At 70.9% G+C, this 24,257-nt stretch carries 18 protein-coding genes; 9 read left to right on the top strand and 9 right to left on the bottom strand.

Going from position 1 to position 24,257, the window contains the following annotated elements; translation table 11 throughout:
• Positions 1-132: 132 nt before the first annotated feature.
• Positions 133-522, bottom strand: a complete 390-nt coding sequence (locus OHA03_RS03110; RefSeq protein ID WP_267000464.1) for a barstar family protein — start codon at positions 520-522, stop codon at positions 133-135.
• A gap of 103 nt (positions 523-625) precedes the next feature.
• Positions 626-1,018, bottom strand: coding sequence for a ribonuclease domain-containing protein (locus OHA03_RS03105; RefSeq protein ID WP_267000462.1), 393 nt, complete (start codon positions 1,016-1,018; stop codon positions 626-628).
• A 274-nt stretch (positions 1,019-1,292) separates the two neighbouring features.
• Between OHA03_RS03105 and OHA03_RS03100 the strand changes: the two genes are divergently transcribed.
• The gene (locus tag OHA03_RS03100; protein WP_267007917.1) at positions 1,293-1,655 is read left to right on the top strand and encodes an ATP-binding protein; all 363 of its coding nucleotides are present in this window, start codon (positions 1,293-1,295) and stop codon (positions 1,653-1,655) included.
• A gap of 98 nt (positions 1,656-1,753) precedes the next feature.
• On the opposite strand, the gene OHA03_RS03095 is transcribed toward OHA03_RS03100, so the two are convergent.
• Positions 1,754-2,833 (bottom strand): DUF2637 domain-containing protein, encoded by a 1,080-nt coding sequence (locus OHA03_RS03095; protein ID WP_267000460.1) that lies wholly within the window; start codon positions 2,831-2,833, stop codon positions 1,754-1,756.
• A 193-nt stretch (positions 2,834-3,026) separates the two neighbouring features.
• Positions 3,027-3,872 (bottom strand): (2Fe-2S)-binding protein, encoded by an 846-nt coding sequence (locus OHA03_RS03090; protein WP_267000458.1) that lies wholly within the window; start codon positions 3,870-3,872, stop codon positions 3,027-3,029.
• 145 nt (positions 3,873-4,017) lie between these two features.
• Here OHA03_RS03090 and OHA03_RS03085 point away from each other — a divergent pair, with 145 nt between their 5' ends.
• The gene (locus OHA03_RS03085; RefSeq protein ID WP_267000456.1) at positions 4,018-4,863 is read left to right on the top strand and encodes a GntR family transcriptional regulator; all 846 of its coding nucleotides are present in this window, start codon (positions 4,018-4,020) and stop codon (positions 4,861-4,863) included.
• 114 nt (positions 4,864-4,977) lie between these two features.
• Positions 4,978-5,394, top strand: a complete 417-nt coding sequence (locus tag OHA03_RS03080) for a hypothetical protein (RefSeq protein ID WP_267000454.1) — start codon at positions 4,978-4,980, stop codon at positions 5,392-5,394.
• Positions 5,395-5,418: 24 nt separating this feature from the next.
• Here the strand turns inward: OHA03_RS03080 and OHA03_RS03075 are convergent, their stop codons facing one another.
• Together OHA03_RS03075 and OHA03_RS03070 are read right to left on the bottom strand one after the other, a co-directional pair.
• Complete coding sequence (locus OHA03_RS03075; protein ID WP_267000452.1) at positions 5,419-6,204, bottom strand: hypothetical protein; 786 nt, start codon at positions 6,202-6,204, stop codon at positions 5,419-5,421.
• 152 nt (positions 6,205-6,356) lie between these two features.
• On the bottom strand, positions 6,357-8,111 hold the full coding sequence (locus OHA03_RS03070) for a PucR family transcriptional regulator (RefSeq protein ID WP_267000450.1): 1,755 nt from the start codon (positions 8,109-8,111) through the stop codon (positions 6,357-6,359).
• A gap of 260 nt (positions 8,112-8,371) precedes the next feature.
• On the opposite strand from OHA03_RS03070, the gene OHA03_RS03065 reads away from it, so the two are divergent.
• The 6 genes from OHA03_RS03065 to OHA03_RS03040 all read left to right on the top strand — a co-directional run bounded on the left by OHA03_RS03065 (position 8,372) and on the right by OHA03_RS03040 (position 19,371).
• Positions 8,372-9,262 carry a xanthine dehydrogenase family protein subunit M gene (locus OHA03_RS03065; RefSeq protein ID WP_267000448.1) on the top strand — a complete coding sequence of 297 codons (891 nt, stop codon included), beginning with the start codon at positions 8,372-8,374 and terminating at the stop codon, positions 9,260-9,262.
• Positions 9,263-9,264: 2 nt separating this feature from the next.
• Positions 9,265-9,858, top strand: a complete 594-nt coding sequence (locus OHA03_RS03060; protein ID WP_267000446.1) for a (2Fe-2S)-binding protein — start codon at positions 9,265-9,267, stop codon at positions 9,856-9,858.
• Positions 9,859-9,860: 2 nt separating this feature from the next.
• The gene (locus OHA03_RS03055; RefSeq protein ID WP_267000444.1) at positions 9,861-12,245 is read left to right on the top strand and encodes a xanthine dehydrogenase family protein molybdopterin-binding subunit; all 2,385 of its coding nucleotides are present in this window, start codon (positions 9,861-9,863) and stop codon (positions 12,243-12,245) included.
• A gap of 468 nt (positions 12,246-12,713) precedes the next feature.
• Positions 12,714-14,177, top strand: a complete 1,464-nt coding sequence (locus OHA03_RS03050) for an NCS2 family permease (RefSeq protein ID WP_267000442.1) — start codon at positions 12,714-12,716, stop codon at positions 14,175-14,177.
• A 37-nt stretch (positions 14,178-14,214) separates the two neighbouring features.
• The gene (locus OHA03_RS03045) at positions 14,215-15,366 is read left to right on the top strand and encodes an XdhC/CoxI family protein (RefSeq protein ID WP_267000440.1); all 1,152 of its coding nucleotides are present in this window, start codon (positions 14,215-14,217) and stop codon (positions 15,364-15,366) included.
• Between the two features lie 333 nt (positions 15,367-15,699).
• Complete coding sequence (locus OHA03_RS03040) at positions 15,700-19,371, top strand: S8 family serine peptidase (RefSeq protein ID WP_267000438.1); 3,672 nt, start codon at positions 15,700-15,702, stop codon at positions 19,369-19,371.
• A gap of 218 nt (positions 19,372-19,589) precedes the next feature.
• Here OHA03_RS03040 and OHA03_RS03035 read toward each other — a convergent pair whose 3' ends face one another.
• From OHA03_RS03035 to OHA03_RS03025, 3 genes are all read right to left on the bottom strand, one after another.
• On the bottom strand, positions 19,590-20,801 hold the full coding sequence (locus OHA03_RS03035; RefSeq protein ID WP_267000436.1) for an MFS transporter: 1,212 nt from the start codon (positions 20,799-20,801) through the stop codon (positions 19,590-19,592).
• Between the two features lie 187 nt (positions 20,802-20,988).
• Positions 20,989-22,029 (bottom strand): hypothetical protein, encoded by a 1,041-nt coding sequence (locus OHA03_RS03030; RefSeq protein WP_267000434.1) that lies wholly within the window; start codon positions 22,027-22,029, stop codon positions 20,989-20,991.
• 287 nt (positions 22,030-22,316) lie between these two features.
• Positions 22,317-23,942: a peptidoglycan-binding protein gene (locus OHA03_RS03025; protein WP_267000431.1), complete on the bottom strand. Its 1,626-nt coding sequence runs from the start codon at positions 23,940-23,942 to the stop codon at positions 22,317-22,319.
• Positions 23,943-24,257 lie beyond the last annotated feature (315 nt).

Genomic DNA, 24,257 nt, shown 5'->3' with positions numbered 1-24,257 from the left:
GCTCATGGCACCACTTCCCCGGCGACGCGCGGGGCACCCCTGGTGCGGGTCCGTGACGGACGACGTACCCCGGTGGGCACCGGAGGCATACGAACTCGGTGCGCGGGTGCATGGCCGCAGGCGCGGCGACGGTCAGCGCAGTCGCAGTGTGCCGGGCGCGGTCCGCTCCTCGATGATCTCCACCAGTTGGTCGAACAGCGTCGGACCGTGTCCGGCCAGTGCCTCGTCCAGTCTCCGCTGGAGGGCCGGCCGGTTGGTGGGGTGTGCCCGGCCGAGCAGTCGGCGCACGTGGCGTGCGGTCTCCTCGTGGCCAAGGGCGTGTGCGGAGCTTGCGTGGTCGCGCCACTCGATGACGAAGTCGCCGTCGTCCGGTGTCCCCATGCCGCCGCTCAGACAGTCCGCGAAGGCGTCGAGGTTGCGGCCGAAGTAGCCACCGCGACCGTTCACCGACTCGCCGATCACCTGCCAGAACCGTTCCAGTCCGGTGACTTCGGAGCCGTCGATCACATAGGTCACGGTCATGGGCGCAGCGTACAAGGCACCGCCGTCCCGTCGGTCCGGTGATCCGCGCCGCAGGTGGGGGGCTACGGCGCGGACCGGTCCGGAGGGTGCTGTCGGTGGAGCCTCAGCAGCCGTAGTCGACGAGGTCGAACGTGACGTAGTGGTCGGCCGTGTAGTAGTCCTCCTGGCTCTGCTCACCCGTGACGATGCGTCGCGCGCCGCGGGTCGGCGAGCCCGGGGTGATCACCGTGTACTCGTGGTAGTAGCCGGTGTTCCGGCTGGGCAGCACGCCTTCCCGGTTCTGGAAGACGATGCCGTCCTGCGAGTAGGGGAAGGGGCCGCCCGCCTCGATGAGATCGAGGGTGTCGTGTGCCTGGGACGGCAGGTCCGAGTAGCAGATGCTGCCGACCGATGTGGTGGCGGCGGTGGCGGACGCCGTGATCGGACCGCCGACGAAGAGGACGGACAGGAGGGCGGCGACACCGCCGAGCGTTGTGATCCGTGGGGGGATTCGCATGTTCACCATGATGACGCGCGTAGACATGTCCTCGTCAACGCCAACTCGTGTGAATTTTTTGGAAGTTAATCGGGACAACGGGAATGTGTCGGCCGTGTTTCCGAGGTCATGAGGGCTGCCCCGTCCCCATATGTGCTTATTGATGAGTCGACAAGCGTGACAGCCCGCGTGCGGGGCATGCATCCCGGGAAGGTGTTCGACGAGAAGGGGGTGATTCACTGTGCACGCGGGGGAAACGATGGAGCGTCAGCAGCTGATTCGAATGCACCGCAGACTGGCTCGTACCGATCTGGCGGACATCTCCGAAGTGCGCTGTGCGCTGCGGGAATTCCTACGATACCGATGGCACGAGGAGTCGGCCGAAGTGGCGGAGCTCCTGCTGAGCGAACTGGTGACGAACGCTCTGGTCCATACGCGGCACGGCGCGGTCGTCACAGTGACCGTGGTGCCGGCGACCCTGCGGGTCGAGGTGCGGGATTTCGTATCCGGACTGCCCATGTCGTACGTACCGAACGCCGACGACGGTACGCACGGCAGGGGGTTGATCCTGGTGCAGAGCCTCGCGGACGCGTGGGGCGTGAAGGCGCACGCGTTGGGCAAGGTGGTCTGGTTCGAACTGGACGGCGGAAGGCCCTGAGGGGCCTGGGAGTCCGGACGAGTCGGATGCCGGGACAGGGCCTTCCGCCTTGAGCTGCACGGACGTTGACCGTCCGGGTGCCGCGGACCGGGTCTCGATCAGCCGAACTGCTGCTCCAGGTCCTTGAGTTTCCGCTCCAGCGAGTCGAGCCGGGGCAGGGCCTGGGTGTCGTCCTCGGCGGTGAGGTCGACGGTTCTCGGATCACCTGTGCTCCGGTCCGGGGAGCCCTTCGAGCTCGTGCCGTTCACGGCTTGCAGGGATGGTCTGGGTCGCAGAGGCAGCTGTCCCGGCTCCGGTATGGCGGGTTCCGCGACGGACTGTGCGGAGCCCGCCGCCGGGGCGATGGCCGGTACGTCGACCTGGGCACCGCCCCGGCCGGCCCGGCCCCAGGCCCGGTTCTGCCGGTTCAGGGCCTTGATGTGGGCCCGGTCCAGCTTCTCCTGGTCCCTCCGGCGGAGACGGTTCTGCTCCTTCTCCCGCCGGTCCTCGCGTACCTCGTCGACTGCTTCGTCCAGCGTGCGTACGCCCTCCAGCAGCATCAACGACCAGGCACCGAAGGTCTCCCGGGGTGCGCGCAGCCACCGTACGATCCGGATCTGCGGCAGCGGCCGGGGCACCAGGCCCTGTTCGCGCAGCGCGGCCCGGCGGGTCTGCTTCAGCGCCCGGTCGAAGAGCACCGCCGCGGACAGCGACATCCCCGCGAAGAAGTGCGGGGCGCCCGCGTGGTCCATGCCGCGCGGTGCGTGCACCCAGTTGAACCAGGCGGCCGCACCCGCGAACGTCCACACCAGCAGCCGCGAGCCGAGCGCCGCGTCACCGTGGCTGGCCTCGCGCACGGCGAGCACGGAGCAGAACATCGCCGCCCCGTCGAGGCCGAACGGGACGAGGTACTCCCAGCCTCCGGAGAGGCTGAGGTTCTGCCGGCCGAAGCCGACCAGTCCATGGAAGGAGAGCGCGGCGGCGACTGCCGCGCAGCAGAACAGCAGCACGTACGAGGCGGTGGCGTAGAGCGCCTCCTTGCGCCTGCGCCGGTCCTCGCTGCGTTCCCAGCTGTCGTCGGCCGCGGACTTGTCAGCGGCGCGCTTGCCGCGCGCGACCATCGCCACCGCCGCCATGACCCCCACGAGCAGGACTGCGCCCGGAAGTAGCCAGTTCAGCGATATGTCGGTCAGTCTCATGCGCGGTCCCTTGCATCGCGTTAGGGGTTTCGGGCGCCATAGTGGCGGAAATCCCTTCGGGCTCAGGGGGTTTCGGGGCAAGAGAATGCCATTGGGGCGACGGGGCGTACGGATGGGCCGCAACTCCTCGAACGCCCGTCTGCGGCAACCGAGTTGCGTTCGAATCTCGCCACCCGTGCGGGGGCGGTACGGATCAGGCGGGCGTCAGCTTCCGTACCCGGTCGGCGTCGCACGTGCGCGGGCAGGTGACGCAGGTGTCCTCGGGCCGCAGCGTGTAGAAGAGGCAGCAGCTGGCCCGGTCGCGGGTGGGCAGCGACTCGCCGTTCGGCCCGGTCAGTTCGCGGAAGCCCGCCGTGCCGACATACGGTTTGATGGTGCCCGGCAGGAGCTCCTCCAGCTCGGTCATCGCCCGCCCCTCCTCGCCGAGCAGATGGGCGATGTACCAGAGGCCCTCGACGATCTCGTCCGTCGCCATGCCCCACAGCGCCCGCTTGCCGCGGCGCATCCGGGGGCCGAAGCCGTCGAGCACCGGACCGATGTGTTCGGCCACCGCGGCCAGCACCTCGGCCCGCAGTGCCGCCTCGTCCGCCACCACCCTGGCCCCCGGCAGCGCGGCCGCCGGGTCGTCCGGCAGGCAGGTGAACTCCCGTACGCGCACGGTCAGATGACCCAGGGTCCGCTGGAACGCCACGTCCTCGACGGGGATCCGCGGCACCCGCCGGTGCAGGAACCACGGCACTGTCACCAGCAGACATGCGGGCCAGGCGTAGCGGTGCAGGCCGAAGCTGGCGACCACATCGGGCCGGGCCTGCTTTCCGTAGTCCCGCAGCACCTGCGCGTTGTCCCAGGCGAGGAACGTGTCCAGGGCGGCGCCGCCGGCCGCGAGTTCGTGCGCCCACACCCAGCCGACGCCCGACGGAGCCGGCTCGTCGTCCCCGAGGACCTCGGCACGCAGCCCGGGGAAGACCTCGGTCAGGCGGGCGTACGCGTCCGACACGGCGGACGTCGTTGTGCCGGGAAGCAGGGTGGGGAGGGTCATGCAGGGACCACCGAATCGCGATCGTTTGCAGGTTAGCCTTACCTTACCCGAAGAGATCGATGTTTGAACTGCGCCCTCCTCCGCCTATCGTGCACGGGAGGCACGGCGCAGGCGGGCCGGCCCGGAGCAGGCCGAGGAGGTCGGAGTGGAGCAGGGCAGAGCGCATCAGCAGATGCGTCCGCCGTACACGCCCACGGCATCCGCAGCCGCCCGGTCGGCCGCGGATGCCGACCGGGTGCCCGGGCAGTCGCGCGCTCAGCGGACGCGGGAGGAGCAGCCACCCGGTGCGCAGTCACCCGGTGAACAGCCGCGCGGCGAGCAGGCCCGCGGGGAGCACACCCACTGCGAGCCGCCCGTGCCCCGCGTCGTGGTGCAGCGGCACTCCGTACGCGGGCAGATCCTGGACGCACTGCGCGCCGCCCTCGTCGACGGTGAGCTGCTGCCGGGTCAGGTCTACTCCGCCCCGGTGCTCGGCGCCCGCTTCGGTGTCTCGGCGACGCCGGTCCGTGAGGCGATGCAGCAACTCGCCATCGAGGGTGCCGTGGAGGTCGTCCCGAACCGGGGCTTCCGGGTCGCCGAGCGCGGCCCGCAGGAGCTGGCCGAGCTGGCCGAGGTGCGCGCCCTGATCGAGGTCCCCGTCATGCTGCGGCTGGCCCGCACCGTGGACCAGGCCCGGTGGACGGCCCTGCGCCCGCTGGCCGATGCCACGGTCGCGGCCGCCGCGGTGGGCGACCGGGCGAGCTACGCGGAGTCCGACCGGGCCTTCCACCGAGCGGTCCTCGCGCTCTCCGGCAATCAGCAACTCGTGATGGTCGCCGACGACCTGCACCGCCGCTCCCAGTGGCCCTTGGGGCACAACCCGGCCACCCGCCGGGCCGACCTTCTCGCCGACGCCGTGGAACACACCGCGCTGCTCGACGCGCTGATCGCCGAGGATCTGCCCGTCGTGCAGTCACTGGTGCGCGAACACTTCACCGGCGCGGACCGCTGACCTTTCTCGTCCGGGCTGCCGCCACCTCCACGGACCGCTGTGGATACTCTGTGCCTCTCATCGCATGATCGTTTTCGAGGGGGCGGGATGATACGGAGCCGAGGGCCTTGGCCGGTGTCCGCGCTGGTGGTGCTGGGACTGGCGCTGGCCGCGGCGGGCTGCTCCGAGTCCGGCAAGTCCACCGGGAAGCCTCCCGGGACGCCCACTCCCGCGACGCCGTCGACGAGCGTGAGCCCCACCCGTACACCTGCGGATTCCACCGCGCCTTCGCCGACGCACTCCGCGACCCCGTCCGCCTCTGCTGCGGTCGCCGTCCCCGCGCCGCCGACGAGGAAGCCCGCACCGCCGAAATCCCCGGTCACGCCGCCCCGGCGCGACAACAGCGGGCAGAACGGAAAGCCCGCCGCCGCGGTACCGCAGAACCCGAACCGCGGGCCGACCCCGCCGCCCGCTCCGCCGCGTCCGACGCCGACCCCCGAGTGGAGCGACGCGGGCCGGCAGCCCGGCGACCCGGTCAGGGGCCGTGCCTGACGGTCCCCCGTGGCGGGCCCGTGCTCAGTTCGCCTCGGCCGTCTGCGGGGCGGGCGGGTCCAGGTGCGGGGCCAGCCAGGTAGGGACGCCGCCCAGGAGGCGGAAGAGGCGGCCCGCCTCGGCGCGCAGCCGCGCAGCCGCCTCCGGTTCCGGTTCGGTATCCGCCAGGGCGATGAGGGCCGGGGCCGTACCGACCAGATAGCCCAGCTCCTCCCTTATCCGTAGCGACTCGCCGAACCCGTGCCGGGCCTCGGCCAGTTCGCCCTCGCGCAGCGAGAGCAGCGCGAGGTGGCGCCAGGTGGAGGAGAGCAGCAGTTGGTCGCCCTGGGCCACGGCGCCGGCGTGCGCCCTGCGGTACGCGGCGCGGGCGGCCTGCGGCGAGTCGGCGATGTTCTGCGCGATCAGGCCCCGGCGGAAGTCGAGCAGCGGACGCGCCGGGGCGGCTGGGGAGAGCAGGGCCGCGGACCGGCTCAGTGCGACACGGGCCTCGTCGGCCCGGTCCCGTACTCCGAGAAGTGTCGACGCATACGCCAGGTGACCCCGTTCACAAGCCGCGGCCCCACGCTCGGCGTCGTCGTGGGCGAGGGCCTCGGCGGTGCGCAGGGCGTCCTCGGCGTCGGTCCAGCCCTGGCCGGTGTACAGGCACCGTTCGATCAGCAGCGCCGTCCGTTGGAGCGCCGCGGCCGGATCGGTGGCGGCGTCGTGGTCGAGCAGAGCAGCGGCGTCCGTCCAGCAGGCGCGTGACCGCAGCCGCCATACCGCTGTCTGGAGCGGCGGATCGTCATCTGCTGTCGTTCCGGAACCAGACATGGCGGTATACGCCACATTGCCCTCCCCGAGCGCGCCATTGAGCTGTTGAGTCTGGCGGCATCTCAGCACGGAATGGCACGCCGGGCCAAGGGGTCAGGTGAATGAATTCACAATCGGTCGGTCGCGGGGAGGGCTGTGGCAGGTCCGCGGAGTCAGCTCATACGCAGGGCCAGGAAGAAATCGAGCTTGTCCTCCAGGCGGGAAAGGTCACGCCCCGTCAACTGCTCGATTCGCCCGACCCGGTAGCGCAATGTGTTGACGTGCAGGTGCAGCCGGGCCGCGCAGCGGGTCCACGAGCCGTCGCAGTCCAGGAACGCTTCCAGCGTCGGGATGAGTTCGGCGCGGTGGCGCCGGTCGTAGTCGCGCAGCGGGTCGAGCAGCCGTGCGGTGAACGCACGACGCACATCGTCGGGGACGAACGGCAGCAGCAGGACGTGCGAGGCCAGCTCGTGGTGGCCGGCCGCGCAGACCCGGCCCGGACGGGCCGCCGCCACCCGGCGCGCGTGCCGGGCCTCCTCCAGGGCGCCGCGGAGCCCCTCGGGGGAGTGCACGGCGGCGCTGACACCCAGTGTCAGGCGGCCGTCGTCGGCGAGGCCCGCGGAGAGCGGTTCGCGAACGGTGGCGAGCAGTGCGTCCGCGTGCAGCGCCGGGTCGTCCTTGGCCGTCGCCGCACCGCCTGCGTCGCCGGCCTCCGGCAGGTCCGTGGCGTCGGCAGGCGATGCGGCGCGGGCGGGCAGCGGTACGAGGGCGATGGCCTCGTCGCCGGTGTGCGCGACCGCGATCCGGTCGGCGGAGTCGGGGCCGGTGACCGCCGGGTCGACGAGGATCTCCTCGAGCAGCGCCTGGGCGACCGGGCCGCCCGCGATGCCGGATGTGACCGGACCACCCGTGGAGTCCGGCGCGCCCTCCGCGCCCCAGTCGACCCGCGCCACCACGACCTGCCAGTGCGGGGCGGTACCCAGGCCGGGCAGCAGGACCGGGGCGGCGACCCGCAGCCTGGCCGCGATCTCGGCGGGCGCGGCGCCCGTCTGGACCAGTTCCAGGACCTCCTGGGCGAGCCTGCGGCGTACCGTACGGGCCGCGTCGCGCCGGTCCCGTTCGACCGCGATCAGCTGGGTGACGCCCTGGAGCAGGTCCAGTCGGGCGGCCGGCCAGTCGCCCGCGTCGGCCTCGACGGCGAGCAGCCAGTCGGAGAGCACCGACTCGCGGACGTCGCGGGAGGCGGGGGCCGCGCCCCGGCCGGTGTTGCGGATCGGGAACAGCGAATAGGTGACGCCGTCGACCGTGGCCCGGTGCGGACCCCGGCGGCCGGTGCGGGTGGCGGCCAGATGGTGGCCCGCCAGCGTCGGGCCCACCGGTCCGGGCAGCGGCGCACCGGCGCCCGCGATCTGCCGGCCGGTGGGGGAGAGCACCCAGGCATGCAGGTCGAGGTCGGAGCCGAGCAGGTCGAGGACCACCTCGGGCCCGCCACCGGCCGGACCGGAGGTCATCAGCCTGCGGTGCCGGTCGACGACCGCCGCCAGATCACCCGCCCGCTCCCCGGAGACCTGACGCACCACGTACTCGGTGATCGTTGCGAACGCGACGGTCTCATGGACGGCGAAGAGCGGCAGGTGATGCCGCTCGCACGCCTCGATCAGATCGCCCGGGATCTCGCCGAGTTCCGCCTCGCCCGCCGCGAGCCCGGCGACCCCGGCGCCCGTGAGGATCCGTACGAACGGCTCCGAGTCCGCCGCGTCCCGGCGCCAGGCCAGGCCGGTCAGGACCAGTTCGCCGCCGGTCAGATAGCGGCTCGGGTCCCGCAGGTCGGTGGTCATGACGCCGCGGACGGACCGGTCGAGTTCGTCCTCGCCGCCGAGCAGCCGCAGGCCCAGCGCATCGGTTTCCAGCAGTGCGCGCAGCCGCATGTCGTTGCCGCCGATCTCTTTCGTTGGTGCGGGTGAAAACTGGGTATTGCGGTGAGGTTACTGAGCCCCGCCATTCGTTCGAATCTACAAGACGAGGACGGAGACCAGCCAACTCCTTCATGGTTTCGGTGACTGCACCGCGTGGAGTCCCGGTTGTGTACTGGGCCACACACCGCGTTAACAGCACATGAACGAGCCAATCGAGGGCCGGCCGTCCCCAGCCCCAGCGAACGACCCGATTGAGAAGAAGAGAGCCACTCATGGACTTCCTTCGCCCCGCCAGCTGGGAGGAGGCGCTCGCCGCCAAGGCCGAGCACCCGACGGCTGTGCCCATCGCGGGCGGCACCGATGTGATGGTCGAGATCAACTTCGACCACCGGCGGCCCGAGTACCTCCTGGACCTGAACCGCATCGGTGAGCTGTCCGAGTGGGAGGTGGGCCAGGAGAACGTGCGGCTCGGCGCCTCCGTGCCGTACAGCCACATCATGGAGCACCTGCGGGCCGAGCTGCCCGGTCTGGCGCTCGCCTCGCACACCGTCGCATCGCCGCAGATCCGCAATCGCGGCGGCGTCGGCGGCAACCTCGGCACCGCGTCGCCCGCCGGTGACGCGCACCCGGCGCTGCTCGCCGCGGGCGCCGAGGTCGAGGCCGAGTCCGTGCGCGGCACCCGGATGATCCCGATCGACGCCTTCTACACCGGCGTCAAGCGCAACGCCCTCGAACCGGACGAGCTGATCCGGGCCGTGCACATCAAGAAGGCCGACGGGCCCCAGCAGTACTCCAAGGTCGGCACCCGCAACGCGATGGTCATCGCCGTCTGCGCCTTCGGCCTGGCCCTGCACCCCGAGACCCGCACGGTCCGTACCGGCATCGGCTCAGCCGCCCCGACACCCGTCCGGGCGAAGGAGGCGGAGGAATTCCTGAACGCCGCGCTCGAAGAGGGCGGGTTCTGGGACAGCCGCACGATCATCACGCCGTCCATCGCCGCGCAGTTCGCCACGCTCGCCGCCGGCGCCTGCAACCCGATCGACGATGTGCGCGGCACCGCGAGCTACCGCAGGCACGCGGTGGGAATCATGGCCCGCCGCACCCTCGGCTGGACCTGGGAGTCGTACCGCGGCAACGGCCGCAGCACCGAAGGAGCTGCCTGATCATGCGCGTCAATTTCACGGTCAACGGCCGTAAGCACGAGGCCGACGACGTCTGGGAGGGCGAGTCCCTCCTCTACGTGCTGCGCGAGCGGATGGGCCTCCCCGGTTCCAAGAACGCCTGCGAGCAGGGCGAGTGCGGCTCCTGCACGGTCCGCCTCGACGGCGTCCCGGTCTGCTCCTGCCTGGTCGCCGCAGGCCAGGTGGAGGGCCGCGAGGTCGTCACCGTGGAGGGCCTCGCCGACTTCGCCGCCCACCGGTCCGAGGCACACCCCGGCAGTGGCTGCGCCCCCGGCGCCTGCGGCACCTCGCTCGACCAGGCCCGCCGGTGGGAGGCCAAGCCGGCCGCCGAACAGTCCCGGAACACCGGCGAACTCTCCCCGATCCAGCAGGCGTTCATCGACGCCGGCGCCGTCCAGTGCGGCTTCTGCACCCCCGGCCTGCTGGTGGCCGCCGACGAGCTGCTGGAACGCAACGCGGAGCCGTCCGACGCGGACATCCGCGAGGCGCTCTCCGGCAACCTCTGCCGCTGCACCGGCTACGAGAAGATCCTCGACGCGGTCCGCCTCGCGGCCGCCCGCGCGGAAGAGACGGTGTGACGATGGGCGTTACCGGCTCCCCCACGAACATCCACCAGGGCACCCGCACCAAGGGCGGCATCGGCGAGTCCACGCTCCGCCCCGACGGCATCCTGAAGGTCACCGGCGAGTTCGCGTACTCCTCGGACATGTGGCACGAGGACATGCTCTGGGGCCACACGCTGCGCTCCACGGTGGCGCACGCCGAGATCGTCTCGATCGACATCTCCGAGGCGCTCGCCACCCCCGGCGTCCACGCCGTACTCACCTACGACGACCTGCCGACCTCGGTGAAGAACTACGGCCTGGAGATCCAGGACACCCCCGTCCTCGCCCACGGCAAGGTCCGTCACCACGGCGAACCGGTGGCGCTCGTCGCTGCCGACCACCCGGAGACGGCCCGCCGCGCCGCCGCGAAGATCAGGATCGACTACCGCGAGCTGCCCGTCATCACCGACGAGGCTTCCGCAACCGCCCCCGACGCGATCCTCGTCCACGAGGGACGCAACGACCACCACGCCGGGCACGTCCCGCACCCGAACATCGTCCACCGCCAGCCCATCGTCCGCGGCGACGCGGACGCGGCAGCGGCCCGGGCCGATGTCATTGTCAGCGGCGAGTACGTCTTCGGCATGCAGGACCAGGCCTTCCTCGGCCCCGAGTCCGGCCTGGCGGTCCCCGCCGAGGACGGCGGCGTCGATCTGTACGTCGCCACGCAGTGGCTGCACTCCGACCTCCGCCAGATCGCCCCCGTCCTCGGCCTGCCCGAGGACAAGGTCCGCATGACGCTCTCCGGCGTCGGCGGCGCCTTCGGCGGCCGCGAGGACCTGTCGATGCAGATCCACGCCTGCCTGCTGGCACTCCGTACCGGCAAGCCGGTCAAGATCGTCTACAACCGGTTCGAGTCCTTCTTCGGACACGTCCACCGCCACCCCGCGAAGCTCTGGTACGAGCACGGCGCCACCCGCGACGGCAAGCTCACCCACATGAAGTGCCGCATCGTGCTGGACGGCGGCGCCTACGCCTCCGCCTCCCCGGCCGTCGTCGGCAACGCCTCCTCGCTCTCCGTCGGCCCGTACGTCATCGACGACGTCGACATCGAAGCGATCGCGCTCTACACCAACAACCCGCCGTGCGGCGCCATGCGCGGCTTCGGCGCGGTCCAGGCGTGCTTCGCCTACGAGGCGCAGATGGACAAGGTCGCCGCCGAACTGGGTATGGACCCCGTCGAGTTCAGGCAACTCAACGCCATGGAGCAGGGCTCCCTCCTGCCCACCGGGCAGGTCGTCGACTCGCCCGCCCCGGTCGCCGAGCTGCTGCGCCGGGTCAAGGCCCGGCCGCTGCCGCCCGAGCGCCAGTGGGAGGTCGCCGGCGAGGAGGCCGACGTGCGGGCCCTGCCGGGCGGCCTGTCCAACACCACCCATGGTGAAGGCGTCGTACGCGGCATCGGCTACGCGGTCGGCCTCAAGAACGTCGGCTTCTCCGAGGGCTTCGACGACTACTCCACCGCCCGGGTCCGGATGGAGGTCGTCGGAGGTGTACCGGTCGCCACCGTGCACACGGCGATGGCGGAGGTCGGGCAGGGCGGCGTCACCGTCCACGCCCAGATCGCCCGCACCGAGCTGGGTGTCGCCCAGGTCACCATCCAGCCGGCCGACACCCGGGTCGGTTCGGCCGGATCCACCTCCGCCTCCCGGCAGACATACGTCACCGGCGGCGCCGTGAAGCACTCCTGCGAGGCCGTCCGCGAGAAGGTCCTGGAGATCGGCCGCCGCAAGTTCGGTACGTACCACCCCGCCTGGGCCACCGCCGATCTGCTCCTCGAAGGCGGCAAGGTCGTCACCGACGGCGGCGAGGTGCTGGCCGATCTGGTCGACGTACTGGAGGACGAGGCGGTCGACATCGAGCTGGAGTGGCGCCACCGGCCCACCGAGGCGTTCGACCTGCGCACCGGACAGGGCAACGGCCACGTCCAGTACTCCTTCGCCGCGCACCGCGCAGTCGTCGAGGTCGACACCGAGCTGGGCCTGGTCAAGGTCATCGAACTGGCCTGCGCCCAGGACGTCGGCAAGGCGCTCAACCCGCTGTCCGTCGTCGGCCAGATCCAGGGCGGCACCACCCAGGGACTGGGTGTCGCCGTCATGGAGGAGATCATCGTCGACCCGAAGACCGCGAAGGTGCGCAACCCGTCCTTCACGGACTATCTGATCCCCACCATCCTCGACACGCCGACCATCCCGGTCGATGTGCTCGAACTCGCCGACGACCACGCCCCGTACGGGCTCCGTGGCATCGGCGAGGCCCCGACCCTGTCGTCGACCCCGGCCGTCCTCGCGGCGATCCGGAACGCGACGGGCCTGGAGCTGAACAGGACGCCGGTGCGCCCCGAGCACCTCACCGGCACCTGAGAGCCTGTCGGGTGACCTCTGACCGGGCGGCCACGCCCTGGCACGCACGCTTCCGGCGTTGCCGAAATGCCCTAGTAGCTCCGCTACGAGGACATCCCGGCGCCTTGGAATCGCACGCACCATGTCGCGTCTGCTTTCCGATCGAAGGTCACCCGACAGGCTCTGAGAGCGGCTCCCGCCGAACTCTCCGGGCGGTGCGTGTCTGCCAGGAACGTCACACTTCCGCCGTCGGCACCGCCCGGAGACCCGGAGTACCGCACCGCTCGCGGTCCTCGACACCACCCAGCAGTACCCGCAGCACCGCTGTGTCGGAAACACCCGCACCACCGAGCAGTACCCGCACATCCACTCTGCATGAACAGTTCGTCTCGGGCCGTCCCCCGGGTCGTGCAGCCAAGCAGTCATCCCAAATCCCGCATTCCGAGTCTCCATCGCGGGTGTCCCTGTGAACCTTGGGAGTCAGGCATCATGACCCAGCAGTCAGTGGAGCCCAGGACAATCGCGGAGGAGGCGGGCCCCGGCTCGCGCATCCCCGCCGGCAGATCCTGGCTCGACCGGTACTTTCACATATCCGAGCGTGGATCCACCGTCGCGCGCGAAGTGCGCGGCGGCGTCACGACCTTCATGGCCATGGCGTACATCCTGCTGCTCAATCCGCTCATCCTCGGCGGCAAGGACGTCGAAGGACATCTGCTCAGCCAGCCGGGACTGATCACCGCCACCGCGCTCGCCGCGGCCGCGACCACCCTGCTGATGGGCTTCGTCGGCAAGGTGCCGCTGGCGCTCGCCGCCGGTCTCAGCGTCTCCGGCGTTCTCTCGTCGCAGGTCGCCCCCGCCATGACCTGGCCGCAGGCCATGGGCATGTGCGTGATGTACGGCCTGGTGATCTGCCTCCTGGTGGTCACCGGCCTGCGCGAGCTGATCATGAACGCGATCCCGCTCCCGCTGAAGCACGGCATCACCATGGGCATCGGGCTCTTCATCGCCCTGATCGGTCTGTACAAGGCCGGGTTCGTCGGCAAGGGCTCGCCGACCGGGCCGCCCGTCACCCTCGGCATCAACGGCGAGCTCGCCGGCTGGCCCGTCCTGATCTTCTGCGTCACCCTCCTGATGATCTTCATGCTGCAGGCCCGCGCCGTCCCCGGCGCGATCCTGATCGGCATCGTCGTGGGCACGGTGATCGCGGTCGTCGTCCACAAGGCGGCCGGTCTCGACGCCAAGGCGTGGAACATGTCGCCGCCGGAACTGGGCGGCAGCGCGGTCTCCGCCCCGGACTTCTCCCTCTTCGGGAAGGTCGAATTCGGCGGCTGGGGCGACGTCGGCGCGATGACCGTCGGCTTCATCGTCTTCACCCTGGTGCTGGCCGGCTTCTTCGACGCGATGGCCACCATCATCGGTGTCGGTACGGAGGCCGAGCTGGCCGACGACAAGGGCCGGATGCCGGGCCTGTCCAAGGCGCTGTTCATCGACGGCGCGGGCGGTGCGATCGGCGGTGTCGCGGGCGGCTCCGGCCAGACCGTGTTCGTCGAGTCGGCGACCGGCGTCGGCGAAGGCGCACGGACCGGTCTGGCCTCCGTGGTCACCGGCCTGTTCTTCGCGGCCTGCCTCTTCTTCACCCCGCTCACCGCGATCGTGCCGCCCCAGGTGGCCTCCGCGGCCCTGGTCGTCATCGGCGCGATGATGATGCAGAACGCCAAGCACGTCGACTGGAGCGACCGCGCGATCGCCGTCCCGGTCTTCCTCACCGTCGTGCTGATGCCGTTCACGTACAGCATCACCCCGGGTGTTGCCGCCGGTGTGATCTCCTATGTCGCGATCAAGGTGGCACAGGGCAAGATCCGTGAGATCGGCGGTTTCATGTGGGTGCTGACGGTCATCTTCGTCGTCTACTTCGCACTGCACCCGATCGAGAGCTGGCTGGGTGTCAACTGACACCCGCCCCTGAACACCACGCTTAAGGAGACACGCCATGCTGGACATCGCCGAAGAGCTCCACCGGTGGGTCAAGCAGGGACGCGAATTCGCCGTCGCCACCGTTGTGGAGGTCGGTGGGAGCGCGCCCCGGCAGCCGGGGGCCGCCCTCGCCGTCGACCGCGACGGCACGGCGATCGGATCGGTCTCCGGCGGGTGTGTGGAGGGCGCGGTGTACGAGCTGTGCCAACAGGCCCTCGACGACGGCACCACCGTGCGGGAGCGGTTCGGCTACAGCGACGAGGACGCCTTCGCCGTGGGTCTGACCTGCGGCGGTGTCATCGACATCCTGGTGGCACCGGTCCGTGCGGACGACCCCGCACGCCCGGTGTTCGCCGCCGCGCTCGCCGCCGCGGTGGCAGGGGAGGCGGCGGCGGTCGTACGGATCACGGACGGGCCCGCCGAACTCCTCGGCAGCCCCCTCCTTGTGCACCCAGACGGTTCGTACGAGGGCGGGCTCGGCGGGCATCCGGAGCTGGACCGCACCGCGGCGGCCGAGGCCCGCGCGATGCTGGATGGGGGCCGGACCGGCCCTCTCACGATCGGCGCCGAGGGATCGCGCTGCGGCCGGCCGCTCGGACTGCTCGTCGAGTCGAGCGTCCCACCGCCCCGGATGATCGTCTTCGGGGCCATCGACTTCGCCGCCGCCCTGGTCCGGGTCGGCAAATTCCTCGGGTACCACGTCACCGTGTGCGACGCCCGGCCGGTCTTCGCGACAGAGGCCCGCTTCCCGGACGCCGACGAAGTGGTCGTCGACTGGCCGCACCGCTATCTGGCGGCCACCGCCGTGGATGCGCGGACGGCCCTGTGCGTACTGACCCACGACGCGAAATTCGACGTCCCGCTGCTGGAGACGGCGTTGAAGCTGCCGGTCGCGTACGTCGGGGCGATGGGTTCGCGCCGCACGCATCTGGAGCGCAACGAGCGACTCCGCGAGGTCGGCGTCACCGAAATCGAACTGGCCAGGCTGCACTCGCCCATCGGTCTCGATCTCGGCGCACGCACCCCGGAGGAGACCGCCCTGTCGATCGCCGCCGAGATCGTCGCCGAGCGGCGCGGCGGCAGCGGAGTCCCTCTCACCGGCGCGCACACCCCGATCCATCACGAAAGCGGGCAGCCGGTGGCCGGACGGATCTCCTCGGTTGCCTGACCGGTTCCCGGACCGCGACACGGAATCCGGCGACCGGGCGTGCGGGCTCACCGGAACGCGGCGCGACGCCGCCGAGCGGGCATGAGCCGTCGCTCGTCGGCTGGGTGAAACCGGCTGAAAGAGGCGCAGTTGAGGGGGTGTCCGCCGGAACTCCTGAAAGGGCGGGATGCCGCCACGGCGGCATCCCGCCAGCCTTGGGCGCAGACGTGGGTGCGAATCTGCCGGTAGATCAACCCCATGACATTCACACCCTTACCCTCCTCCGCTTCCGGCCGGGCGAGACCCGTGCGTGCGGGACGCAGGGCCCTGCTCATAGCGACCTCCGTCGCTCTCGTGAGTGGCGCCCTGCTGCCCGCGGCAGGTGTCGCTTCGGCGGCGCAGGCCGCCCCCGAGGCCACCGGACACTCCCGGACCCCGATCCACCAGTACGACATCACCCTGCTCACGGGCGACGTCGTCCACTACGCGGACGGCGTCGGCAAGCAGGACACCGTCACGGTGGACCGACCCGACGGTGCGACCGGTGGTGTGCATGTGCAGCAGGCGGGAGACGAGGTCTACGTCCTGCCCGACGAGGCGACCCCCCTGCTGGCAGCCGGAAAGCTGGACCGCCGGCTGTTCAATGTCACGGCCCTCGCCAAGATGGGCTACGACGACAAGAGGGCCGGTGGCATCCCGCTGATCGCCACCTACTCGGCGAGCCGGTCCCGTTCGCTGCCCGCCACCCCCACTGGTGCCAAGACGGTCCGCCGGCTCGACAGCATCCACGGCGCCGCGCTGAAGGCCGACAAGGACACCGCCCGTTCCTTCTGGAAGGACATCGCGCGTCCGTCCAACGCCCGTTCGCTGGACGACGGCATCGCCAAGCTGTGGCTCGACGGCCGCGCGAAGGCCACGCTCAAGGACTCCGTACCGCAGATCAATGCCCCGCAGGCGTGGGCCGAGGGATATGACGGCAAGGGCACCAAGGTCGCCGTCCTCGACACCGGCATCGACCCGACCCACCCGGACGTCAAGGACCGCATTCTCGAGTCCAAGAGCTTCGTTCCCGGTGAGGAGGTCCTCGACAAGAACGGCCACGGCACGCACGTCGCCTCCACCATCGCGGGCTCCGGTGCCGCGTCGGACGGCGTCAACAAGGGGGTCGCCCCGGGCGCGGACCTGATCATCGGCAAGGTCCTCAGCAACGGGGGCTCCGGCGAGGACTCCGGGATCATCGCCGCGATGGAGTGGGCGAAGGCCGAAGGCGCCGACGTCGTCTCCATGAGCCTCGGCTCCAGCATCCCGGACGACGGCACCGACCCGATGTCGCAGGCCGTCGACGCCCTCTCGGCGGACGGTGGTCCGCTGTTCGTGATCGCCGCAGGCAACGCGTACGGCGCAGGCACCATCGGCTCGCCCGGTTCGGCCGAGAAGGCGCTGACCGTCGCCGCCGTCGACAAGCAGGACGCTCGCGCGGACTTTTCGTCCATGGGCCCGCTCACCCGCTCGTACGGCCTGAAGCCCGACCTGTCCGCCCCCGGCGTCGACATCAACGCCGCCGCCTCGCAGGCGGTCCCGGGCATCAGCGGCATGTACCAGCAGATGTCCGGTACGTCGATGGCCACCCCGCACGTCGCCGGCGCCGCGGCGATCCTGAAGCAGCGTCATCCCGACTGGTCCGGTCAGCGCATCAAGGACGCGCTGATGACCTCGTCGAAGCGGCTGCCCGACTACACGCCGTACGAGCAGGGCACCGGCCGGCTCGACGTCAAGGCGGCGGTCGACACGACGGTCGAGGCCACCGGCTCCGTCGCCGTCGCCTCGTACGACTGGCCGCACAGCGCCTCGGACCCGGTCGCCGAGCGGACGGTCACGTACCGCAACACCGGTACGCAGGACGTCACCCTGGACCTGGCCACCGACATGGACTCGGCCGCGTACACGCTCTCCACGTCGAAACTGACCGTCCCCGCCGGCTCCACCGCCGACGCCGTGCTCTCGCTCGACCCGTCGAAGGTCGCGGCCGGCACCACGTTCTCCGGCCAGGTCGTCGCGAAGGACGCGTCCGGCGCGACGGTCGCGCACACCGGCTTCGCACTGAACAAGGAGCGGGAGCTCTACGACCTGACGTTCAAGCTCCGCGACCGCGCGGGCAAGCCGATGGACGGCTATGTCGTCCTCGGCGAACTGAGCGACCCGTACCTCAACCTCGACGTCGTCCCGGTCTCCGGCGACACCACGCTGCGGCTGCCTCCGGGCACCTACACCTCCTGGGCCTCCGTCGACGTCGACGGTGACCGCCCGGACTCGAGGGCCGTCGCCTTCCTCGCGGAGCCCGAGACGGTCCTCGACAAGCCGACCACCGTCACCTTGGACGCGTCCAAGGCCCGCAAGATCAGTGTGCGGACGCCGAAGGAGACCGAGACCCGGCAGCTGCGCTACGACATGGCGCGCACCACACCGAACGGCGGGGTCTTCCGCGACGCGTACCAGATCCCGGTGGCGTACGACCAGCTGTGGGCAAGCCCCACCAAGAAGGTCAGCCAGGGCAGCTTCAGCTTCCTGACCCGCTGGCGCCAGGGCGAGAAGCAGATCGACCTGTCGGTCGACGGCCGTGATGTGCCGGTCACCGTGCAGGGCGGTTCGCCCGTCGCCGAGGACAGCAGCCAGGAGCTGACGGCGGTGTTCGCGGGCAATGGTGCCGAGGCCGACTACAAGGGTCTGGACGTCAGGGGCAAGGCTGTCGTGGTCCGCCGCAGCGACGCGGTTGCCGCGGCCGACCGGCTCGCGAACGCGCTCGCCGCGGGTGCCAAGGCGCTCTTCGTCGTCAACGACGGACGCGGCGTGGCGTTGGAGTGGTACACCGAGTACGGCACCACGACCACCATCCCGGTCGCCTCGGTGCAGCAGCTGGCCGGCGAGACCCTGATCAAGGCGGTCACGCGGGGCGAGAAGCTCACCATGACCCAGCGCAGGTTCGCCCGGTACATGTACGACCTGGTCGACCGCCACAACGGCAGCGTCCCGGACCGCTCGCTGGCGTTCGCCCCGAGGACCAGTGAGCTGGCGAAGGTGGAGAACACCTTCTACGGCCACAAGGCCACGCTCGGCGGGGGCTACCGCTACGACATCCCGGACTACGGGCCGGGCCTCGGCTTCGCGGAGTACGAGAAGTTCCCCGGCACCCGCGACGAGTGGGTCACCCCGCTTCCCGGCGCTTCCTTCTGGTACGAGGACCACTCGGTCTTCAACGCCACGGAGACCGGATTCGCGCACGAGATGCGCAGCGGCGAGATGGACTACACGGCGGGTCGCACCTACCCCGCCGACTGGTTCGCGCCGATCAGCCGCCCGCGTCTGGGCACCGGCTTCTGGGGTCCGTTCCGTTCCGTCACCAACGACATGCAGTTCAACTTCACCCCGTGGACGGACTCGGGCGCGGGCCACTCGGGCTCCATGCCGGAGGACGAGTACGACACCACCACCACCGCGTTCTACCAGGGCGACACGCTGATCCGGAAGGTCGCGGGCCGGGCCGGATACATCGGGGACCTGTCGGCGGAGAAGCTGCCGTACCGTTTCGTCCTCGACTCCACCCGTGACGGTGACGTGTGGAACACCTCCACCCGTACACACACCGAGTGGAGTTTCGTCTCGGGCCAGATGGACCAGAACGGTCCCTGGCAGGCCGACCTCGCGCTGCTGCAGATGGACTACAAGGTCGACACCGACCTCGCCGGTGACGTCGAGGCCGGCCGGTGGACCGAGATCGGTCTCGCCTCCGGCACGCAGGAGTGGCTGGACGGCGCGGTGAAGGCCAAGAAGGCCTCGCTGTCGGTCAGCTACGACGACGGCAGGACCTGGAGCGCCACGGAGCTGCGCAAGACCTCCGAGGGCAACTGGACCGCCCGGTTCAAGACGCCCGACAAGGCCGGCGGCTTCGTCTCGGTCAAGGCGCACAGCGAGGCCGGGAACGGGCTCGGCATCGACCAGGAGATCATCCGGGCGTTCGGTCTGAAGTGACCTCGGCCGAAGTGGCCTGCTGAGCACCCTGCTTGAGGCGGCTCCGCTCCCCCGGCCGGGGGAGCGGAGCCGCCTCTCTGCGTTCCGGAGGGACGGCGCGCTGGATGGAACGGTGGTGCCTCCTGATGTCGCGCGTCACCGGCCCGAGCCGTTCGTGCCGCGGGACCGCCGGACGCGCGTCCGCCACGCCACCGTGTCGAGCGCGGGCAGCGAGAACATCACCGTCGGTACCGGCTGAACACGAACGCCGCACAGAGCAGCACCGGGGCCGCCGCGAGCGAGAAACACACCGTGAGCGGCAGCCGGCCCACCAGCAGACCGACCGCGGCCGTACCACCGGAGGACCCGGCATTGAGCGCGGTGTTGACCCAGGCGCCGGCCTGCGTACGGCTGCCCGCGTCGACGGACTCGCCCGCGATCAGATACGCGGTGGTGATGGCGGGCGCGACGAACAGCCCGGCTGCGGTGACCACGGCCACCAGGACGTACACGTTCGGCGACACCCCCGCCGCTACCGAGGACACCCCCAGAGCCGTGCCAAGTACCGTCAGCCGCACCCGACTTGACATGCGCCACGAGACGGCGCCGTACACCAGACCACCGACCGCGCTCCCCGCGGAGAGCGCCGCCAGCACCCAGGCCACCGAGGCACCCCGATGACGCTCTTCGGTGAAGGCCACCAGGAGCAGGTCGAGGGCGCCCAGGCACAGCCCCACCCCGGCCGAGACCACGGCGGCGTGACGCAGCCCGACGGTACCGAGCAGCCGTTTCCCGGACGGTCCGGAAGGCGGCAGGGGCGTCACCCCGGACGGGCGGCCGCCCTCACCGCGCAGTGCCGGGGACGACACCAGCGCCGACGCGCCGACGAGTACGAGCGCGGCGCTGACGGCCACACCGGCCGCCGGCTCGGCGAACCTCACCAGCAGGCCCACCAGCAACGGCCCGGTGACGAACAGCAGTTCCTCGGCCACCCCGTCCAGGCTGTACGCGCGCTGCAGCAGTTCCCGGTCGGGTACGAGGCTGCTCCACACGGTCCGCATCACGGGCCCGATCGGTGGGGTGCAGGCACCGGCCGTGACGGCCAGCGCCCCCAGCCGGAGCCCCGAGGCGCCGGGCTGCCAGGTGGCATACGCGAGGGCGGAGAGGAGCAGCGCGTAGGCGGCCCCCATGGGCGGGAGTGCCCGGCGTGGCCCGTACCGGTCGATCAGCGCGGCACGGACGGGCGAGAGGAAGACACTGGTCGCCCCGAACAGCGCCATGACGGCGCCGGCCACGGAGTACGAGCCGGTGGCATCCTTGACCGCCAGCATCAGGGAGAGGGAGACCATCCCGTACGAGAGCCGCCCCAGCAGTGCGGCACCGAAGGTGCGGCAGGCGTGACGGGTGCGCAGGACGGTTGCGTACGAGGGAGCGTGCGAAGGCGAAAGCATGAGGACTGTTCCTCGCGAAGGCAGCGCGGAGTTACGCGCTGTGCGTGTGCAGGGACGCCGGAGTGCCGCACCCGGTGTGGCGGGGTGCGGTCGGTGCGGTGTCCTAGGCACGGGGGAGGAACATGCGTGCAACGTAGCAGGCGACCGGTCGGTGCGGACACCCCGTAGAAGGAGTGCGGCGGTGCCCTCAAAGGGTCGGCCGGCCCACCGACTTGTCCAGGATCGCCTCGGCGGTCCGCCACAGCCGGGGCAGGAACCGGCCGACATCCTCGGCACGGCGGAGAAGATCGTCCGTGGACGTGATGCCGAGATCGGCGACCAGCGCCCGGAAGGCCGGGGCGAGCGCGGCGTGCAGTTCCGGGGCGTCGGCGGCCAGGATGGTGTGACAGCGGGCGAACGTGGCCACGATCCAGAAGACCGACTCGCGGTGGTCGCCCCGGTCGATGAGGAACCGGCTCCCGTCGATGGCGATCGGCCGTGCCTGCGCGGCGATGTCGCTGCTGAAGAAGAACGGCGTCCTGGCCACCCGGGCGGTGGCGTCGAAGGTGTCGGCCAGCTCGTCCAGATGGTGCCGTACGACGTGCGCGGACAGCCGTGCGCAGCCAAGGAGTTCCAGAAGCTCGGGGTAGAGACGCTTGTGCCCGTACACGGCGAGGACGTCGCGGGCCGCGACGTAGCGCAGGCGCACGGTGGGGTTGCGCAGCGCGGCGACCAGCAGGACGTGGGTGGTCACCCCGGTCGGGAACAGCCAGCCGGTCACCTGCTCGTGGAACGGTGCGGAGGGGTCGAACGCGGCGAGGCGGGATTCGACGCGGTGGCGGGCGTCCTCGCACCGGCGGCGGACCCAGGCCGGTTCGGCGAACCGGCGGGAGACGTCCGCGTGCAGGGTGCGCAGCCGGCCGGGCGGATCGGCGATGATCGTGTCCCTGCGGAAGCTCCCGGCCAGGTGGTACGAGGAGAGGACGTCGTCCGCCGAGGAGAGCTCCGCCCACGACAGGTGGCTGATCTCCAGGAGCGCTCCGCGGAATCGGAGCTTTCCGGGCTTGGCCGGAGGACTGTCCTCTGCCCTGACGACCACGATGTCGACGTCGGAGGACGGTGACAGCTCGGCGTCGTCCGGCAGGCCGACCGTCGAACCACTGAAGTACGCACCACGGAAGCCGGGATCGGTCCCGGCGTGCTCGGCGACCCACCGGGCCGCGGCGGATCGTGCGGCTCCGACTCTCACAACGGCTCTCCTCGGTGACATCCCGTGGCCCACACATGGCGGTGGTCGTTGTCAGTCTCCTCCGAGGGTGAGCGGTCGAGCGTCCCGGGCAGGCCGGAACGGGCTCTGCGCCGGCGCCCCGGACGGTGGGCCGCCGGGCCGCATCCGCTGTGCGGGAGCAGAGGTCAGATGCCCAATGGAACAGGTCCGTCAGACACCTGACGGCCCATCCGATGGCCCGCCCGAACGGCCTCCGGCCCACCGTTTCGTGGTGGACGCGTTCAGCGGCTGCGTTCCGGCACGAAGGGTCAGCGCCCGGCGTGCAGCGCCGCCCAGGTGTTGCTGCTCACGATCCCGGTGACCGCCAGCCCCTGGCGAGTCTGGTAGGTGCGCACTGCCGTCGCGGTGACGGGACCGAAGGTCCCGACGGCATCCACGGTCGTGCCGAGCGCCGCGGTCAGCGACCGCTGGAGCCGCTTCACAGCGGCGCCCGAGTCGCCCTGCCGCAGAGTCGGCGTGGAACCGGCCGACAGGAGCGCGGTCCAGGTCTTCGGCCCGACGATGCCGCCCGCGGGCAGCCCGCGGGTCGTCTGGTACGCCTTCACCGCGCTCAGCGTGGCCGCGCCGAAGTTCCCGTCCGCGGCGCCGGCAGTGTAGCCCTGCGTGTTCAGCAACTGCTGCACCGCCGTGACCTGGGCGCCCGACGCCCCGCTCTGCAGGAGCGTGTACGAGGCGAAGCCCAGCCCGTCGCTGCTGCTGCTCCCGCCGCTCCCGCTGCTGCTCCCGCCGGTGCTGTTCCCGCTCCCGCTGCTGCTGTCGCCCTCGACGAATCCCATGTAGCGATTCCAATCCCAGTACCGTCCCGGGTCGGTGTGATCGGTGCCCGGCGCCTCGCTGTGCCCGATGATGTGGGCCCGGTCCTTCGGGATCCCGTACTTGTCGCACAGCGCCCTGGTCAGCGCGGCCGAGGCGCGGTACATCGTGTCCGTGAACCAGGACGGGTCGTCGATGTACCCCTCGTGCTCGATGCCGAGCGCCGATGCGTTGGCCTGTTTCGCGTGGTACGCGGTGTCGCTGTCGCGCACCGTCTGGGTGATCTGCCCGTCGGAGGAGCGGACCACGTAGTGGGCGCTCGCCTCGGCCGTCGGGTCCTGGAACCACTTGATGGAGCCCGCGTACGAGCCCTGCGTGACATGGATGATCAGCTTGTCGATCGTTGCCGTCCGGCCGACGGTGAAGTTGTGCGAGTCGGCCGGGACCCACAGTGCAGACGGGTAAGGCGTGATCGGGGCGCGTCCGGCAGTGGCGGAGAGCGTGCCCTTCACCGGATCGACGGGGCGTGCGGCGACCGAGATCCGCTCGCCGGCGGGAACGGTGGCAGCGAACCCTTGTGCCAGAAATGCGTAGACGGTGTCGGCGTAGCGGGCGGCAGGGCGGCCGGTCGTGCCGCTGTACTGCGCGACGGCCTGGTACCAGGCGTCGATGTCGTCGCGTTCGTCGCCGTCCAGGCCCAGCCGGTCCGCGTACGAACGCAATACGGCCGCACCGCCCAGGATGTTCGCCGTGGTGTCCCGCCGCAGCCGGGACAGCGGCTCGCCGGTGATGGCGGCCGCCTTCTCCAGCGTCCGGCTCGCGGGGTTGCTCGCCAGGTGCATCACGCCGTACCCGTTCGCCTGGCTGGGGCGCCCGGTGTGGCCGTCGAGATGGGTCTCGCCGTAGCCGACGGCAGCGAGCAGATCACGCGGTACGTCGAACTTTCCGGCCGCCCGCACGAACGCCCGGTTCATGGCGTGGCGGCTGTCGGCTGGGGACGCCGGGGGATGTGCGGCCGGGGCGGCGGCGGCCGGTGTGCCGGTCGCGGTCAGTGCGGTCACGGCGAGGGTCGCGAGGACGGATGCGCGGCGCCCGGTGTGGGCTGCGGCTCGTCTGGGCATACCTGCTCCTGCTCTGTGGGGGGAGAAGCACGGCCCCCGGACCCTGGTGGGGTGGGCCGAGGGCCACGAAGCCCGGTCAAGGTATTCATGTGTCCAGGGCATGACAATGATCTTGAGGCGTGTCGAACTCCCTTTCACTCCGATGGAGTTGGCCGACGGATCGGGTTTTCTCCGCGCGGAGCTGTGGATTCGTACACCTGGACGGTCAACCACCGCACGAGGGAAGGAGGAGCGGACACCTCACCGCGAAGGCGTATAAAGGGTCCCTCCGGAACCGGCCGGCGTCCCCCGATGGCACGTGCACCTCGCGCGGCA

The sequence above is a fragment of the Streptomyces sp. NBC_00154 genome (assembly GCF_026342835.1).
In the GTDB taxonomy this organism is placed as follows: domain Bacteria; phylum Actinomycetota; class Actinomycetes; order Streptomycetales; family Streptomycetaceae; genus Streptomyces.
This window is presented reverse-complemented; position numbering and strand designations above follow the sequence as displayed.